14 protein-coding genes are annotated in these 15,041 nt (G+C 68.1%); 4 read left to right on the top strand and 10 right to left on the bottom strand.

From position 1 onward, the window contains the following. Positions 1 to 45 precede the first annotated feature (45 nt). Positions 46 to 1,182 carry a hypothetical protein gene (locus tag A7E77_RS09930; RefSeq protein WP_226341711.1) on the bottom strand — a complete coding sequence of 379 codons (1,137 nt, stop codon included), beginning with the start codon at positions 1,180 to 1,182 and terminating at the stop codon, positions 46 to 48. Between the two features lie 70 nt (positions 1,183 to 1,252). Next, positions 1,253 to 3,235 (bottom strand): DNA topoisomerase IV subunit B, encoded by a 1,983-nt coding sequence (gene parE, locus A7E77_RS09925; RefSeq protein ID WP_063687630.1) that lies wholly within the window; start codon positions 3,233 to 3,235, stop codon positions 1,253 to 1,255. Between the two features lie 181 nt (positions 3,236 to 3,416). Between parE and A7E77_RS09920 the strand changes: the two genes are divergently transcribed. Continuing rightward, positions 3,417 to 4,250, top strand: coding sequence for an outer membrane protein (locus A7E77_RS09920; protein ID WP_063687629.1), 834 nt, complete (start codon positions 3,417 to 3,419; stop codon positions 4,248 to 4,250). 326 nt (positions 4,251 to 4,576) lie between these two features. Here the strand turns inward: A7E77_RS09920 and A7E77_RS09915 are convergent, their stop codons facing one another. After that, positions 4,577 to 5,281, bottom strand: coding sequence for a GcrA family cell cycle regulator (locus A7E77_RS09915; RefSeq protein WP_063687627.1), 705 nt, complete (start codon positions 5,279 to 5,281; stop codon positions 4,577 to 4,579). 66 nt (positions 5,282 to 5,347) lie between these two features. On the opposite strand from A7E77_RS09915, the gene A7E77_RS09910 reads away from it, so the two are divergent. After that, on the top strand, positions 5,348 to 6,202 hold the full coding sequence (locus A7E77_RS09910; protein ID WP_017977603.1) for an ABC transporter permease: 855 nt from the start codon (positions 5,348 to 5,350) through the stop codon (positions 6,200 to 6,202). Beyond that, positions 6,160 to 7,494: a serine hydrolase gene (locus A7E77_RS09905; RefSeq protein ID WP_063687625.1), complete on the top strand. Its 1,335-nt coding sequence runs from the start codon at positions 6,160 to 6,162 to the stop codon at positions 7,492 to 7,494. The genes A7E77_RS09910 and A7E77_RS09905 overlap by 43 nt, the downstream gene beginning before the upstream one ends. On the opposite strand, the gene A7E77_RS09900 is transcribed toward A7E77_RS09905, so the two are convergent. The 4 genes from A7E77_RS09900 to A7E77_RS09885 all read right to left on the bottom strand — a co-directional run bounded on the left by A7E77_RS09900 (position 7,472) and on the right by A7E77_RS09885 (position 10,559). Then, a complete protein-coding gene (locus A7E77_RS09900) occupies positions 7,472 to 7,987 on the bottom strand; it encodes a GNAT family N-acetyltransferase (RefSeq protein ID WP_063687623.1) in 516 nt (171 codons plus the stop codon). The two genes, A7E77_RS09905 and A7E77_RS09900, sit on opposite strands and share 23 nt — an antisense overlap. Beyond that, entirely contained in the window at positions 7,984 to 8,772 is a 789-nt protein-coding gene (locus A7E77_RS09895; protein ID WP_063687621.1) for a LysR family transcriptional regulator, read from the bottom strand. The genes A7E77_RS09900 and A7E77_RS09895 overlap by 4 nt, the downstream gene beginning before the upstream one ends. 175 nt (positions 8,773 to 8,947) lie before the next feature. Beyond that, a complete protein-coding gene (apaG, locus tag A7E77_RS09890) occupies positions 8,948 to 9,346 on the bottom strand; it encodes a Co2+/Mg2+ efflux protein ApaG (protein ID WP_043059851.1) in 399 nt (132 codons plus the stop codon). A gap of 7 nt (positions 9,347 to 9,353) precedes the next feature. Beyond that, positions 9,354 to 10,559 (bottom strand): trans-sulfuration enzyme family protein, encoded by a 1,206-nt coding sequence (locus A7E77_RS09885; protein WP_063687619.1) that lies wholly within the window; start codon positions 10,557 to 10,559, stop codon positions 9,354 to 9,356. Positions 10,560 to 10,799: 240 nt separating this feature from the next. Here A7E77_RS09885 and A7E77_RS09880 point away from each other — a divergent pair, with 240 nt between their 5' ends. Next, positions 10,800 to 12,020: a phospholipid carrier-dependent glycosyltransferase gene (locus tag A7E77_RS09880; protein WP_017977597.1), complete on the top strand. Its 1,221-nt coding sequence runs from the start codon at positions 10,800 to 10,802 to the stop codon at positions 12,018 to 12,020. Here the strand turns inward: A7E77_RS09880 and A7E77_RS09875 are convergent. Genes A7E77_RS09875 through recO form a run of 3 tightly spaced genes read right to left on the bottom strand, consistent with a single transcriptional unit; the run spans position 12,017 to position 14,927 of the window. Beyond that, on the bottom strand, positions 12,017 to 13,114 hold the full coding sequence (locus tag A7E77_RS09875; RefSeq protein ID WP_063687617.1) for a glycosyltransferase family 2 protein: 1,098 nt from the start codon (positions 13,112 to 13,114) through the stop codon (positions 12,017 to 12,019). The genes A7E77_RS09880 and A7E77_RS09875 overlap by 4 nt on opposite strands. Before the next feature lie 9 nt (positions 13,115 to 13,123). Then, entirely contained in the window at positions 13,124 to 14,161 is a 1,038-nt protein-coding gene (gene leuB, locus A7E77_RS09870) for a 3-isopropylmalate dehydrogenase (protein WP_063689856.1), read from the bottom strand. A gap of 34 nt (positions 14,162 to 14,195) precedes the next feature. Next, on the bottom strand, positions 14,196 to 14,927 hold the full coding sequence (gene recO / locus A7E77_RS09865) for a DNA repair protein RecO (RefSeq protein WP_151895474.1): 732 nt from the start codon (positions 14,925 to 14,927) through the stop codon (positions 14,196 to 14,198). Between the last annotated feature and the right edge of the window lie 114 nt (positions 14,928 to 15,041).

Here is a 15,041-nt window from a genome sequence, read left to right as displayed (position 1 = left end):
AGGAGCCTACCCGGCGGGTCAACCACGCCAGCGGCCTTCACAGGATCACGATCGATACAAAGGCGTCATGTCCATCGTATCAATTTCTCCTATCCGCGCGCGCACCGGCATGTGCGTGCCGATCGTCGACTGCACCACATGAACCAACGAATAGCGCTCGACACGATAAAGGCCCCGCGCCCCGACGGAGCCTTGCAACGGCGCGTATCGCCGGCCGCTAACGGCCTTCAACTTTTCGCCGAGCCACGAACCCGGCCGGGCTTCCGACTGACGAACGACGGCAAGATCGGCAACCGAACCGTCTGGCCGCACCCAGAAACCTACGTCGGCCCACTCGGGCACGCCTTCACGCGCCATTCCACCCGCGAGTTGCTGGTCGTCTGGAAGTACTTGAAGCTTCGGCTCGTCGAGCAGGATCGCAGCGTTGCCGTCGGCCGGTTGCGCAGCCGAATAGATGGCAGCCCGATCTTGAGGCTTCGCCGCCAGCGCGGCCAGTTTGGTACGGAGCAGCGACAATCCGCTGCGCATCTCGACGAATTCGGGCTCAGTCCGGTGCGTAATACGATCAGCCCATTCCTGCGCGGAATTGCGATACACCGGGTCAAGGCTGGCAAGGGTCGCATAGAGAACCGCGCCGTCGAACAGCGCCTGAGCCTCCACCGCATATTGCCCACGCTGACGGGCCTTATCGGCCACATCGTTGTAGATTTGCGTCGCTCCGATGATCCGACCCTCGCGGGCGAGCTGGCTGGCGCTGAACAGGCGCTGGCTTAGGATGGTGGGGTCACCTGAGGGGAGGCCTGCACGCAATGCGTCAGTGGCATCCACGGCTGACAGACGTGCAGAGTCGCGCCAACCATCGAGCGTCGACAAGCGGGTCAGCGCGCGATGAAGATCGGACACTTGGAGGGGATAGGTCTTGTCGAATGCCGCGTTGCGATGACGCGCGTTGAGCAACGTCTGCCGTGCTGCAGGGTAATCGCCGTCCAACATCTGCCGCGTTGCATAGACCAATGACGCCTTGATCTCCTTGTCTGGCGTACAGCGGTCCGCAATGCATGCCTCGAGAATACGCTTGGCCTCCGCAGTCGTTTTACCACTGACGATGATGTCGGGATCCGGCGTGGGTGCCGGGCCGGATGCCATCTGCGCAACCTGAAGAAGAACAGCGACTGCAATCATGGCGTGTCTCCCTATCTCGTATCGAAGACAACGCTATCCTTGCCGTTAGGTGTCGTCCAGCAAAGATATTTCACGCATCGATCGCCTCTTCGTCCATCCGCGCCGCATTTTCCTGAATGAACGCAAAGCGGTGTGCCGGATTGTTGCCCATCAGCCGATCGACCAAGTCCTTCACCCCTGCGCGTTCTTCATATTCCTGCGGCAGCGTCACGCGGATCAGGCTGCGCGTGTTGGGGTCCATCGTCGTTTCGCGCAGCTGGCCGGGGTTCATTTCCCCAAGCCCCTTGAAGCGCGCGACGTCGACCTTCTTGCCCTTGAACGCGGTGCGCTCCAACTCGGCGCGGTGGGCGTCGTCGCGAGCGTACAGGGACTTGGCGCCGACCGTCAGGCGATAGAGCGGCGGCTGCGCGAGATACAGATGCCCGCGTCGCACCAGATCCGGCATTTCCTGGAAGAAGAACGTCATCAGCAGCGTCGCGATATGCGCGCCGTCGACGTCCGCGTCGGTCATGATGACGATGCGTTCGTAGCGCAGCTGGCTGGCGTCGCAGTCCTTGCGCGTGCCGCAGCCAAGCGCCTGGATCAGATCGGCGATTTCCTGGTTCGCGACGATCTTCGCACTCGTCGCGCTGGCAACGTTCAGGATCTTGCCGCGGATCGGCAGGATCGCCTGCGTCTTGCGATCACGCGCCTGCTTGGCCGAGCCGCCGGCCGAGTCGCCTTCGACGATGAACAGCTCGGTGCCTTCCGGCGAGTCGGCGGCGCAGTCGGTCAGTTTGCCGGGCAGGCGCAATTTGCGTGCGCTGGTCGCGGTCTTGCGCTTGACCTCGCGCTCCGCCTTGCGGCGCAGGCGCTCGTCCATCCGGTCCAGGACATAGCCCAGCAGCGCCTTGCCCCGCTCCATATTGTGGCCCAGCCAATGATCGAAATGATCGCGCACCGCCTTTTCGACGAGGCCGGCCGCCTCCGGCGACGTAAGGCGATCCTTGGTCTGGCTCTGGAATTGCGGATCGCGGATGAAGACGCTGAGCATCAGCTCGCTGCCGACCATCACGTCGTCGGCGGTGATGTCCTTGGCCTTCTTCTGGTTCACCAGCTCGCCGAACGCGCGCAAGCCCCGGACCAGCGCCTGGCGCAGGCCCTGTTCATGCGTGCCGCCGTCGGGCGTCGGGATCGTGTTGCAATACCAGCTATAGCTGCCGTCGCTCCACAGCGGCCAGGCGACCGCCCATTCGACGCGCCCCGCCTCGCCCGGAAAATCCTGCCGCCCCGCAAAGAAATCGGCCGTCGCGCATTCGCGGCCGCCGATCTGTTCGCGCAGATGATCGGCTAGGCCGCCGGGGAATTGGAACACCGCCTCGGCCGGCGTATCGCTGCCCTCGACCAGTTCGGGCGCGCAATGCCAGCGGATTTCGACGCCCGCGAACAAATAGGCCTTGGAGCGGACGAGCTGGTGCAGCCGCTTGGGCTTGAAGCCGAGCTCGGGTCCGAAAATCTCGACATCCGGCGTGAACGCGACCGAGGTGCCGCGGCGATTGGGCGCCGCACCGACATGCTCCAGCGGCCCCAGCGTCTGCCCGCGGCTGAACCGCTGGCGGTACAGCTGGCGGTCGCGCGCCACCTCGACCACCGTATCGCTCGACAACGCGTTGACCACCGAGACGCCGACGCCGTGCAGGCCGCCGCTGGTCGCATAGGCCTTGCCGGCGAACTTGCCGCCCGAATGCAGCGTCGACAGGATAACCTCCAGCGCGCTCTTGTCGGGAAACTTGGGATGCGGGTCGACGGGAATGCCGCGACCATTGTCGACGATGGTCAGCCGATTGCCCGGCTCCAGCGTCACCTCGATCCGCGTCGCATGCCCCGCGACCGCCTCGTCCATCGCATTGTCGAGCACTTCGGTGGCGAGGTGGTGCAACGCGCGTTCGTCCGTACCGCCGACATACATGCCGGGGCGGCGGCGAACCGGCTCCAGCCCCTCCAGCACCTCGATCGACGAGGCGTCATAGCTGTTGGCGGGGGTAGCGGACGAAGCGAACAAATCCTGGGCCATCAGGCGGAACCATAAGGGAACATCGCGGGCGATACCAGTATGGCGCGAACGGCACATGTTGCTCGAATATTTCTACGCTGGTGCATAAAAGCCACACTGCCGCGATTTGGTTGATCTGACGCATATTTTCCGCCGGAGCGGACGTTCCTTGCCCGACTGTCACGTCTGTCGGGAGAGACATATGCGTTCTATTCTGGTCGCCGGCGCGCTTGCCGCGGCATCCTTCACCACCGCCGCGCAGGCGCAGGAGATGACCGACGATACGCCGTTCAGCGGCATCTACATCGGCGCTGCCGGCGGCTATGACGTCCAGCCGAACGACGTCGGCTCGCGCATCCTGTTCGATCGCGGGTCGAACGGCAGCTTCGGCGATACGGTGTCGACCGCGGCGGGCGCCAACGCCTTCTCGCCCGGCTTCTGCAACGGCCGTGCGCGCGGCGCGACGCCGACGCCCGGCGGCTGTGCCAACGATCGCGACGGCTGGTCGTATTATGGGCGGATCGGCATGGACTCGCAGCGCGGCAATATCGTGATCGGCGCGGTCGGCGAATTCGGCAAGAGCGAGATCACCGACAGCGTCAGCGCCTTTTCGACGACGCCCGCCAATTACGTCATGACCCGCAAGCTGGATTGGGAAGCGAGCATTCGCGGCCGCGTCGGCTACGCACCGGGCACGACGCTATTCTACGGCACGTTCGGACCGGGCTATGCGCGGATCGATCGCGAATTCACAACGACCAACACCGCCAATGCCTTCAGCCAGTTCGGCAAGCGCAACCAGTGGGGCATCGTCGGCGGCGGCGGTATCGAACAGAAGCTCGGCAAGAACTTCTCGATCGGCATGGAATACACCTATCACCAGTATCGCGACGACGATGCGCGCGTGCGAGTGACGCAAGGTGCCGCGCCGACGACGAATCCGTTCGTGCTGGGCGGAACGACGACGGACTTCCGCCGCTCGGACACGCAGTTCCGCTGGCATTCGCTGCGCGCAACGGCGGCGTTCCGCTTCTAAGGCGCAGGGCGGCCTGAGCCATGCCCGGCATGGCTCAGGACTCGCCCAAGCCCGGCCAGCGTGCCGCGCCAGCGGAGACGACTGACGACGCGGCTTCGCCGCGGCGGGCCGTTCCCACCTCCGTTCGTGCTGAGCTTGTCGAAGCACAGCTTTCCAGATGCGAGGCCATCACTCGGGGCGCCCCGCCCTTCGACAGGCTCGGGGCGAACGGGTGTGGGGTAGACGGGAGAGCATTAAACCAGGCCCGTCATGGGCAAAGCCCATGACGTCGGACGCGGCTGTCGGCCGCGCCGGCCGGGCGGACCGGGTTCGCTGGCGCTACGCGCCTAGCGGACCCTGGGTCCGCCGAACGGCATCGGCGGCGGCGGGCGGCGATCACGCCGCGGCAGCTGCGCCTGATAGGCATGGCCGCAATGTTCGACGCAATAAGGGAAGCCCGGGTTCACCTTCTCGCCGCAGAAGTGGAAATCCGGTTCGCCCGGATGGCCCAGCGGCCACTTGCAGATGCGGTCGTTGAGGTCGAGCAGCGTCGTCTTGCCCGCGATCTCGGGCGAAGGCTTGGCCGGCACCAGCCGGCGCGGCGGCGCGGGCGTGGCGGGGGGCTGCTGCTCGCCGGGCGACTGGCGCACGAAGCCACCGGGGCCGACCGACCGCAGGATCGGCTGCGGCTCGCGACGCGGCGCGGCGACGACGGCATCCGTGTCGTCGTCATCCTCGTCTTCGTCGTCGCGCACATCCGCGGCGGCGACCACCGGCTCGGGCGCCGGCGTCGGCTTCGGCGCGGGGGGCGGCGGAGCGGGCGGCGCCGCGACGACGGGTTCCGGCTCGGGGGCGGCCGGCACCGGTGCGGGGGCCGCAGCGGGCTCGTTCGGCTTCACCGGCGACGGGCGCGACTGCAACCCCAGGCGATGCGCCTTGCCGATCACGGCGTTGCGGCTGACGCCACCCAGCGCCTCGGCGATCTGGCTGGCGGTCTGGCCCGCTTCCCACATCGTCTTGAGCGTGTCGATCCGCTCGTCGGTCCAGGACATTCGTACTTCCCTATATTCTCACAGCCGGGTTGCGGGCGGCTGCGCAGGCGATTACCCGCTTCGCTCATGAGCAGCCAGCCCCCAATCGGCGAAATCCAATCGGCGATCCGGTCCGCACCCGGCGTGCCGGTGATCCGGAACGTGAATTGGGGCGGCCTGAAGACCCTCTATGTGAAGGAGGTGCGCCGGTTCTTCAAGGTGCAGCTCCAGACGGTGTGGGCGCCCGCGATCACGACCTTGCTGTTCCTGATCGTCTTTACCATCGCGACGGGCGCGAAAAGCCCGGTCCAGGTCGGCGGCACCATCGTCCCCTTCGCCGATTTCATCGCGCCCGGCCTCATCATCAGCCAAGGGATGATGGGCCCCGCCTTCGCCAATGCCAGCTTCTCGCTGCTGGTCGGCAAGATCCAGGGGACGATCGTTGATTATTTGCAACCGCCGCTGTCAACCGCGGAGCTGCTCGCGGCGCTCGTCGGCGGCGCGATGACGCGCGCGTTCCTCGTCGGCTTCATCTGCTGGTGCGCAATGGCGCTGTATCCGGGTGTCCATGTGACGCCGGCGCACCCGCTCGCGATCCTGTGGTTCGGCTTCCTCGGCGCGGCCTTCCTGTCGTTCCTCGGCGTGCTGACGTCGATCTGGGCGGAGAAGTTCGACCATGCCGCCGCGGTCACCAATTTCGTGATCGCGCCGCTGTCGCTGCTGTCGGGCACCTTCTACTCGGTCGATCGCCTGGCCCCCGCGTTCCGCGCGTTCAGCCATGCCAACCCCTTCTTCTATATCATTTCGGGCTTCCGATACGGCTTCCTCGGCACCGCCGATTCGCCCATCATGGTCGGCAGCATCGCGATATTGGCGGTGGACGTCGTGCTGGGGGTGACATGCTACGTGCTCTTACGAAAAGGCTGGAAGCTCAAGAACTGATCGCCGCGCTGGCGCTGGGCTGCCTCGCGCCCGTCACGGCGAGCGCCCAGACGCCGCCGCCCGCCGCGGCTCCCGTCGCGGCTGACGCCGATCCGGCGCTGCGCGCGCAGGCGGAGGCGCTGCTGCCCGTGCTGAACGGCGGTCCGGGATACGACACCTTGTTCGCCCCCGCCTTTCGTCAGGCCGTGCCGCTGGGTCAGTGGCAGGGGCTCACCGCGCAGTTGCGCGACTCGCTGGGGGCCCCGCAGCGGATCGCGATGCTGACCCCGAAAGGTCGCTATGCCGCGCAACTGCTGGTCGGCTACGAACGCGGCACCGCGACGATGCTGATCGCGATCGATCCCGCCGCGCCCCACGCGATCACCGGGTTGCGCATCACCGGCACGACCCGCAGCGACGACAGCGCGGCGACGATCGAAAAGGACCTGTCGGCGCTGCCCGGCACGACACGGCTCGGCATCTACGCACTGGACGGCGCGACGCCGACGCCCGTGCTGGCGATCCGCGACGCCCAGCCCGCCCCGCTCGGCTCCGCGTTCAAATTGTGGGTGCTCGCCGAAACCGCGCGGCAGGTCGCCGCGGGTAGGCATCGCTGGGACGAGGTGGTGCCAATTGCCGCGCCGTCCCTTCCCTCCGGCATCCTGCAAGCCTGGCCGGCAGGGACGCCGGTAACGCTCCAAGCGCTGGCGACGCTGATGATCTCGATCAGCGACAACACGGCCGCCGACACGTTGATCGGCGTGCTGGGGCGCAAAGAGGTCGACGCCATGGCCGCGCGCTTCGGCGCCACCGGGCCGGTGCTGACGACGCGCGAGGCCTTCGCGATCAAGGCCGATCCTACGCGCATCGCCGCATGGAAGGGCGCTGACGCCGCCGGCCGTCGCGCCCTCCTCGCCGCGCAGGCCTCTGCAATCGCGACCCAGCGCATCGACCCGATGATGTTCTCTTCGGGTCCGATCGCCAACGACAGCGTCGAATGGTTCGCATCGCCGCGCGACATGGCGCGCCTGCTTGCCCACCTGCGCGACGCGGGACCGGTGGTGCGCAGCATCATGGGCATCAATCCGGGCATCGACCCCGCCACCGCGGCGCGCTTCCGCTATGTCGGGTTCAAGGGCGGGTCGGAGCCGGGGGTGATCACGCTCAACCTGCTGGCGCAGGCACGGGACGGGCGCTGGTATGCGGTGGTCGGCGACTGGCATCGCCCCGACGCAGGCGTCGACGATGCCGCCTTCGTCGCGTTGGTGTCGCGCGCGCTGGCGCTGGTCGCTACGCCCGCCACTCGTCCCTGAGCAGGCCGTAGATCAGCGTATCGCGTACGCCGATATGCGTCTCCCACTCGGCACGCAGGCGGCCCTCCAGCACGAAGCCCAGCCGCTCGACGAGGCCGATCGACGGCGCGTTGTCGGGGTCGATGTCGGCAAACACCCGCCGCTGCCCCTCGGCGAACAGGTGCGTCAGCAGCGCGGTCAGTGCCTCCCGCGCAACGCCCTGCCCCCAGGTTTCGCGCGCGAACAGATAGCCGATCTCCGACACGCCAGTCCGGCGCTGGCCCGCCGCTACGAAGCCGATCGCCCGATCCTCGCCGCGCCACGTTACCGCCCACGCCCGCCAGTCAGGATGTGCCTTGCCGAAATGCGCGCGCAGATCCTCGACCTGCGTGAACGGCGGATAGGACCACCAGCGCATTGCCTCGGCATCCGCCATGGTCGGGAACAGCGCCTCGGCATCGTCCGCCACGCGCGGCCTGAGCGTCAGCCGCGCGCTATGCAGGATCGGCGTCACGCGGTCAGCGCGTCAACCAGCGCCTTCACCTTGGCCTGCCGCCACTGCGGCAGCGGCGCGACCAGCCAATAGCCCATACGCGACGGCTGTGCCTCGCCGATCGTCACCAATTGCCCCGCCGCGATCCCCCGCGCCGCCAGCAGTTCGGGCACCGTCGCGCGCCCCAGTCCCGCCACCGCCGCATCGATCGCGAGCCCTGCATCGGCGACCTTCACCAATGCCGCAGCGTCGCCGCCCGGCGCGCCCGGCCAGCCGATCGCCGCGTCCCCGCCGCCCGGCGCCGCCACCGTCACCATACCCTCCGACTCGAGCGCCTCGCCCTCATGCTCGCCCGGCCCCTCGCCCCAGCGGATCGCCAGGTCGAGGTTCGCCTCGGTGAAATCGCCGGTATCGTCGGCGGCGAGCAATACGAAGCGCAGCTCTGCATCCGCCTGCGCCACTTCGGCAAGGCGCGGCATCAGCCATTTCTCGGTCAGGTCGCGCGGCGCGGCGATGGTCAGCGACTTGGACGATTGCCCCGCCTGCATCGCGCGCACCGCTTCCTCGAATTGTAGGAAGCCGTCACGCAGCGCCGGCAACCCCGCCTCCGCCTCCGGCGTCAGCTCCAGTCCGCGGGTCGTGCGACGGAACAGCACCACGCCCAGCGTATCCTCCAGCGCACGGATCTGCTGGCCGACGGCCGCCGGCGTCACCGCTAGTTCGTCCGCCGCGCGCGTGAAGCTCAGGTGCCGCGCCGCCGCATCCAGCACACGCAGGCCGTTAAGGGGAAGGTGGGTGCGCTTCATCGGGCCGCCCTCACCCTTCCCACGCCGCTGCGCGTCGCGGGCCCCTTCCCTCTCCCGACGGGCGCATCGGGTGCGCAGCGCCCCGCGCTGCGCAGGACATGCCGGGGGCATGTCCGACCCGATGCGGGAGGGAGCGCCGAAGGCGCGGAAGGGTGAGGGTCATGATCTCCACCCCTCACGTCTCGACCGCCGGCGCCAGCAGCGCAAACCGGGGGATCGACGCGTCGAACGCCTGCCCGGCCTCGTCGATCAGCCGGTAGCTTCCCTGCATCGCGCCGCTCGGCGTCTGCAGCGGGCAACCCGACACGTAATCGAAGCTCCCGCCCGGTGCGATCACCGGCTGTTCGCCGACGACGCCCTCGCCCTCCACCGAATGGCGCGCGCCGCGCCCGTCGGTGATGATCCAGTGGCGCGTCAGCAACTGGATCGTCCGGTCCGACTCATTCTCGATCCGGATATGATAGGCCCAGAACCAGCGCCCCCGCTGCGGCTCCGATTGTTCGGGCAGATAGCTGACCGCGACGCGCACGGTCACGCCATCGGTTGTCGCGGCATGGGGGAACAGCTGCTTCACGGCCGCCCTACAGCCCGACCGCGCGCAGCGCCTGGTCGAGGTCGTCGATCAGGTCCTGCGGGTCTTCGAGGCCGACGTTCAGCCGCAGCATGCCCTCGGTCACGCCCATCTCGGCACGCGTCTCCGCCGACACGCCGGCATGCGTGGTGGAGGCCGGGTGCGTCATCAGCGAGCGCGAATCGCCGATGTTGTTGGAGATGTCGATCAGCGCCAGCGCGTCGAGCAGCCCGTGCGCCTGCGCGCGGTCCGCGACCTCGAACGCGAAGATCGGGCCGGTCGCGCGCATCTGGCTCATCGCGAGCGCGTGCTGCGGATGGCTCGGCAGGCCCGGGTGCAGGATCTTCGGCACGCGGGCTTCCAGGAAGCGGCCGACCGTCAGCGCGCTCTCCGCCTGCCGTGTGATGCGCAGGTCCAGTGTCTCCAGACCCTTCAACACCACCCAGGCGTTGAACGCCGACAGCGTCGGGCCGGTGTTGCGCGTGAAGGGCAGCAGCGTGTTGGTGATGAAATCCTCGGTCCCGCACACCGCGCCGGCGAGCACGCGGCCCTGCCCGTCCATCATCTTGGTCGCGGAATAGGCGGTGACATCCGCGCCCATGTCCATCGGGCGCTGCAACGCGGGCGTGGCGAAGGCATTGTCGACCACGGTCGTGATGCCGCGTTCCCGCGCGATCGCGCAGACGGCACGAATGTCGACCACGTCCATCGTCGGATTCGCCGGGGTTTCGAAGAAGAAGACCTTCGTCTCTGGCCGCACCGCGTCGAGGAATTGCTGCGGATCGCGTGCATCGACGATCGTGGTCTGGATGCCGAACTTGGGCAGCAACGTATCGGTCAGCCAGCGGCACGATCCGAACGCGGCGCGCCCGCCGACCAGATGATCGCCCGCCTGCAACTGGCACAGCAGCACCGCGGTCATCGCCGCCATGCCCGATGCCATCGTCCGGCACGCCTCGGCCCCTTCCAGCAACGCGATCCGCTGTTCCAGCATCTCGACCGTCGGGTTCTGCAGGCGGGAATAGGTCATCCCCTCCTGCTCACCCGCGAACCGCGCCGCGGCGTCGCCCGCCTTGTCGTACGTATAGCCAGAGGTGAGGAACAGCGCCTCGCTCGTCTCGCCATATTCGCTGCGGGCCGTGCCGCCACGGACGGCCAGCGTCGCGGGGCGCCAATTGGCGGTGATCGAACGGTCCTGACCTGCCTTGCGCTTCATGCCGCCCGCTTTGCCGGACACGGACGGGGGGTGCAAGGGCAGGGTACGGTTGCGCGACACGGCCGCCCCGCCCCCCCCGTCACCCCGGACTCGTTCCGGGGTCCACCGGACCACAAGGGGACGACCGGAGCCTCTGGCGCCCCCTCGCCGCGAAGTGGACCCCGGAACACGTCCGGGGTGACGGGCGGACACGGACAGCACCCGCTTGCCAACCCGCCCACTTGCCCCGACAAGCCCCCGGTGCGCCTGTTCCACCGCCCCCTGCCCGCCGCGCTCGGCCTCGGCCTGATCGCGCAACTGCTGTTCAGCTGGCGGCTCACCACGCCGCACACGTTGGTGTTCGACGAGGTGCATTACGTCCCCGCCGCGCGCATGCTGCGCGACCTCGGCGGGCCGGTGAACATCGAACACCCGCTGCTCGGCAAGACGCTGATCGCCGCCGGCATGGCGCTGTTCGGCGACGATCCGCTCGGCTGGCGGATCGGTTCGACGCTGGCGGCGACCGCGGTAGTCATCGGCGTCTTCGCGATCCTGTATCTACTGTTCGGGCGCGTCCGCACCGCCGGCATCGGGGCGACGCTGGCCATCCTCAACTTCACCGTCTTCGTGCAGGCGCGCACCGCGATGCTCGACGGCTATATGGCCGCCTTCGTCGTCACCGGCGTCGCGACCTTGCTCTGGGCGATGCAGGCACAGACGCGCGGGCAGGCCTGGCGGCGCTGGATCGCCGGCGCGGTACTGCTCGGCCTGGCGCTGGGCACGAAATGGACCGCGCTGCCCTATATCGGCTTTGCAGGCCTCGCCTTCCTGCTCGCGCACCGCACGCAACCGCGCCTCCACCCGCTCGCAGCCCTCGCCGCGCTCGGCGTGGTCGCCGCGCTCACCTACGCGCTCACCTTCTGGCCGGCGTTCCTCTACCGCACCCAGCCGCTCACGCTGTCGACGCTGCTCCCCTTCCAGCTCGACATGTACGCGCGCCAGACACAGGTTCTACCGCCCCACCCCTATCAGTCTGCCTGGTGGACGTGGGCGTTCGACTGGCGGCCGGTCTGGTATCTGTACGAGCCCGTCGACGGCGCGCAGCGCGGTATCCTGCTGCTCGGCAATCCCGTGGTGATGTGGGGCGGGCTGATCGCCGTCCTTGCCTGCCTGTACGCCTGGGTGCGCGGCAACGTCCGCGCTGGCGGCGTCGCGCTGCTGTGGGTCGCCAGCGTCGCGATGTGGGCGCTGATCCCCAAGTCGCTGGGTTTCTTCTATTATTACTATTTATCGAGCATCTGGCTGTGCGTCGCTATCGCCGCCGCCTTCGACCATTGGCGCGCGCGCCTGCGCTATTGGGACGAGGCCTTTCTCGCCGCCGCCGCGGTGCTGTTCGTCCACTTCTACCCCATCCTCGCCGCGACGCCGCTCAAAGGCCCGGACTCGTTTCACGGCTGGATGTGGCTGAAGAGCTGGATCTAATAGCGGCCCCAGACGAACTTCGACGACAGCGCGTAATTCCACACCGCGCCCACCAAGATGCCGATCAGCGCCGACGCCGCCGCGCCGCCGTTGCGGAAATCATGGACGAAGGCAGCGATGCCGACATTCGCCACCAGCCCCACCGAACAGACGACGCAGAACGACACCCAGCCGTCGAGCAGCTGGCGGAATCCCTTCAACCGCCGATCGCGATAGGTCAGCGCATTGTTGAGCGCGAAGTTGAACGTCATCGCCGCCACCGCGCCCAGGATCTGCGCGAACAGGAAGTCGGCGCCGGCCAGCATGGCGACGCCCAGCACGCTCATATGCACGCCCACGCCGAGCACGCCGATGCCCGAAAACATCGCGAAGCGCACCGGCACGAACCGGCCGAACATGCGGTCGTACAGCGCGATCAGATATTCCATGGCGACGACGTGATCGAGCTTCGATTCGCCCTCCGTTCGCACCCGGAACGTATAGGGCAGCTCGGCGAAGTTCAGCGGCCGCGTGCTCGTCGTCATCAGGTCGAGCAGGATCTTGAAACCGATCGCGGACAGGTCGGGCACCAGTTCGCGCACCACCGCGGTGCGGATCGCGAAGAACCCGCTCATCGGATCGCTGAGGTCGCCCTTCAGCACCCGGCGCGACAGCTTGGTCGCAAAGGCCGACTTGGCGACGCGATCGCGGTCCCAGTCGCCCGTGCCGCCGCCGTCGACGAAGCGCGATCCGACCACCACGTCGAGCGCCTCGTCCGCCTGCAACAGGTCGAGCATCTTGGGCAGCAGCGTCTCGTCATGCTGCAAATCGCCGTCGATCACCGCGACCACCGGCGCCGCCGTCGCGCACATCCCCTCGATACACGCCGACGACAGGCCGCGCCGACCGATGCGGTGTATCACCCGCACGCGCGGATCGATCCGCGCCAGCTCGCGCGCCACGTCGGCGGTGCCGTCCGGGCTATCGTCGTCAACGAAGATCGCCTCCCAGCGCCGCCCGGCCAGCGCCTGGTCGAGCCGCGCGATCAGCGTCGGCACGTTGGCGCGCTCGTTGAAGGTCGGGATGACGACCGCGATCTCGAGGAGCGTGCTCATGCGCGTCGCTTACAGTGCGGCGAGGACCGCGTCGCCCATCGCGGCGGTGCTCATCGTGCCGCCCAGGTCCGCGGTGCGCGCGCCGTCGCGGATCGCCCGCGCTACCGCCGCCTCGATCCGGTCCGCCGCGGCGGGTTCGCTGAGCGAATGGCGCAGCATCATCGCCGCCGACAGGATCGCCGCGCATGGATTGGCCTTGCCCTGCCCCGCGATATCGGGCGCCGAGCCGTGGATCGGCTCGTACAGCCCCTTGCCCGCGTCATCCAGGCTGGCCGAGGGCAGCATGCCGATCGACCCAGCACACATCGACGCCTGATCCGACAGGATGTCGCCGAACAGATTGCCGGTGACGATCACGTCGAACTGCCCCGGATTGCGCACCAGCTGCATCGCGGCGTTGTCGACGTACATATGGGTGAGCTGCACGTCGAGGTATTCGGCCGATACCTCGATTACCACGTCGCGCCACAATTGCGAGGTTTCGAGCACGTTCGCCTTGTCGACCGAGCACAATTGCCCACGCCGCTTCGCCGCCGCCTGGAAGCCGACATGCGCGATGCGGCGCACTTCGGTTTCGTCGTACGACATGATGTCATAGCCTTCGCGCGCGCCGTTCTTGCCCGCGCGCCGGCCCTTCTCCCCGAAATAGACGTCGCCGTTCAGCTCGCGCACGATCAGCAGGTCGATCGCCTTCGCCACCTCCGGCTTCAGCGCGCTCGCATCCTCCAGCCCCTCGAACAGGGTCGCGGGCCGCAGGTTGGAAAACAGGCCCAGATGCTTGCGCAGGCCCAGGATCGCCTGTTCGGGCCGCAGGCCGCGTTCGAGGCTGTCGCACGTCGGATCGCCGACCGCACCGAACAACAAGGCATCCGCGCGCCGCGCCACGTCCAGCGTCGCCTCCGGCAGCGGGTGACCCGCCTGATGATAGGCGACGCCGCCGACCAGCGCCTCTTCATAGGTAAGGTCCAGATCGAGCGCGTCGAGCACGCGGCGCGCCTGTGCGACGACTTCGGGACCGATGCCGTCACCGGCGAGGAGAGCGATCATTGCCATGGCCGCTGCCTAGCCGCGCGGGCCTTGCTCACGCAACGGCCCTTTTCAGCATGGCGACCAGCCGTGCGCGTGCCGCGAGCGGATCGGCGTGTCGGTCGGTCAGCACGTCGCGGCTGAGGAAATGGCCGGTGATTGCCAGCCCGGCAAAGATATCCGGCCACTCCGCCGCCCCGCCGGCATGCAGAAACGCCGGCAAAGCGAACAATTTCTCCTCATAGCCATAGGCCGCACCGCGCGACACCGCCCCCCCGCTACGCGGCGAGACATAGGCCAGATCCACATCGCCGCCCGTCACCACGCACCGGCCAAGGTCCAGCCCGAACCCCAGTTCCGCCAGCAGCAGCAGCTCGTACCGCACCAGCACGCTCGCCCAGCCACGCGCGGACGGCGCCGCCTCCACCGCATCGAGCACCGCGCCCAAACCATCGTACAGGTGCGGATAGGGCTGCGCCTCAGGCAAAGCCGCCGCGGTCAGCGCCGTCACCCAGGCGAGCGCCGCCGCCGCGAGCGGCTCGCCGTGCAAAGCGGCGCGGCTGTGCAGCGGCTCGATGGTCAGCGCCGGCAATTGCTCCCCCGTCCGCGCCCGCCATTCCCCCTGGATCGCGTTGGCCGGTTGCAGGATCGGCCGCATCTGCCGCGACCGGCCGCCTCGGACATAGCCCGGCTGCACGCCATTGTCGCGCGTCAACGCCCGCACCACCGCCCCATGCTCGCCATGCGCCCGAACGGCGAGAACGATGGCAGGCGTGCGCAGATGCATGGCCGGGATATAGGCACGCGAAGAGGAGAAGTCGCGGGGCGCTTCGAACGCGACGCTCGCCCAAAATACCCCGTCACCCCGGCCTTGAGCCGGGGTCCCGCTTCTTCAACCGCC

This window comes from Sphingomonas sp. NIC1 (assembly GCF_001638925.1).
In the GTDB taxonomy this organism is placed as follows: Bacteria; Pseudomonadota; Alphaproteobacteria; order Sphingomonadales; family Sphingomonadaceae; genus Sphingomonas; species Sphingomonas aquatilis.
Note: the sequence above shows the minus strand (reverse complement) of the source record. Positions and strands in the feature narration are given on the sequence as shown.

Excerpts from the sequence above, each read along its gene's own strand:
- A7E77_RS09930 (WP_226341711.1), bottom strand. The coding sequence starts at position 1,182 with ATGATTGCAGTCGCTGTTCTTCTTCAGGTTGCGCAGATGGCATCCGGC.
- parE (WP_063687630.1), bottom strand. The coding sequence starts at position 3,235 with ATGGCCCAGGATTTGTTCGCTTCGTCCGCTACCCCCGCCAACAGCTAT.
- A7E77_RS09920 (WP_063687629.1), top strand. The coding sequence starts at position 3,417 with ATGCGTTCTATTCTGGTCGCCGGCGCGCTTGCCGCGGCATCCTTCACC.
- A7E77_RS09915 (WP_063687627.1), bottom strand. The coding sequence starts at position 5,281 with ATGTCCTGGACCGACGAGCGGATCGACACGCTCAAGACGATGTGGGAA.
- A7E77_RS09910 (WP_017977603.1), top strand. The coding sequence starts at position 5,348 with ATGAGCAGCCAGCCCCCAATCGGCGAAATCCAATCGGCGATCCGGTCC.
- A7E77_RS09905 (WP_063687625.1), top strand. The coding sequence starts at position 6,160 with ATGCTACGTGCTCTTACGAAAAGGCTGGAAGCTCAAGAACTGATCGCC.
- A7E77_RS09895 (WP_063687621.1), bottom strand. The coding sequence starts at position 8,772 with ATGAAGCGCACCCACCTTCCCCTTAACGGCCTGCGTGTGCTGGATGCG.
- A7E77_RS09885 (WP_063687619.1), bottom strand. The coding sequence starts at position 10,559 with ATGAAGCGCAAGGCAGGTCAGGACCGTTCGATCACCGCCAATTGGCGC.
- A7E77_RS09875 (WP_063687617.1), bottom strand. The coding sequence starts at position 13,114 with ATGAGCACGCTCCTCGAGATCGCGGTCGTCATCCCGACCTTCAACGAG.
- leuB (WP_063689856.1), bottom strand. The coding sequence starts at position 14,161 with ATGATCGCTCTCCTCGCCGGTGACGGCATCGGTCCCGAAGTCGTCGCA.
- recO (WP_151895474.1), bottom strand. The coding sequence starts at position 14,927 with ATGCATCTGCGCACGCCTGCCATCGTTCTCGCCGTTCGGGCGCATGGC.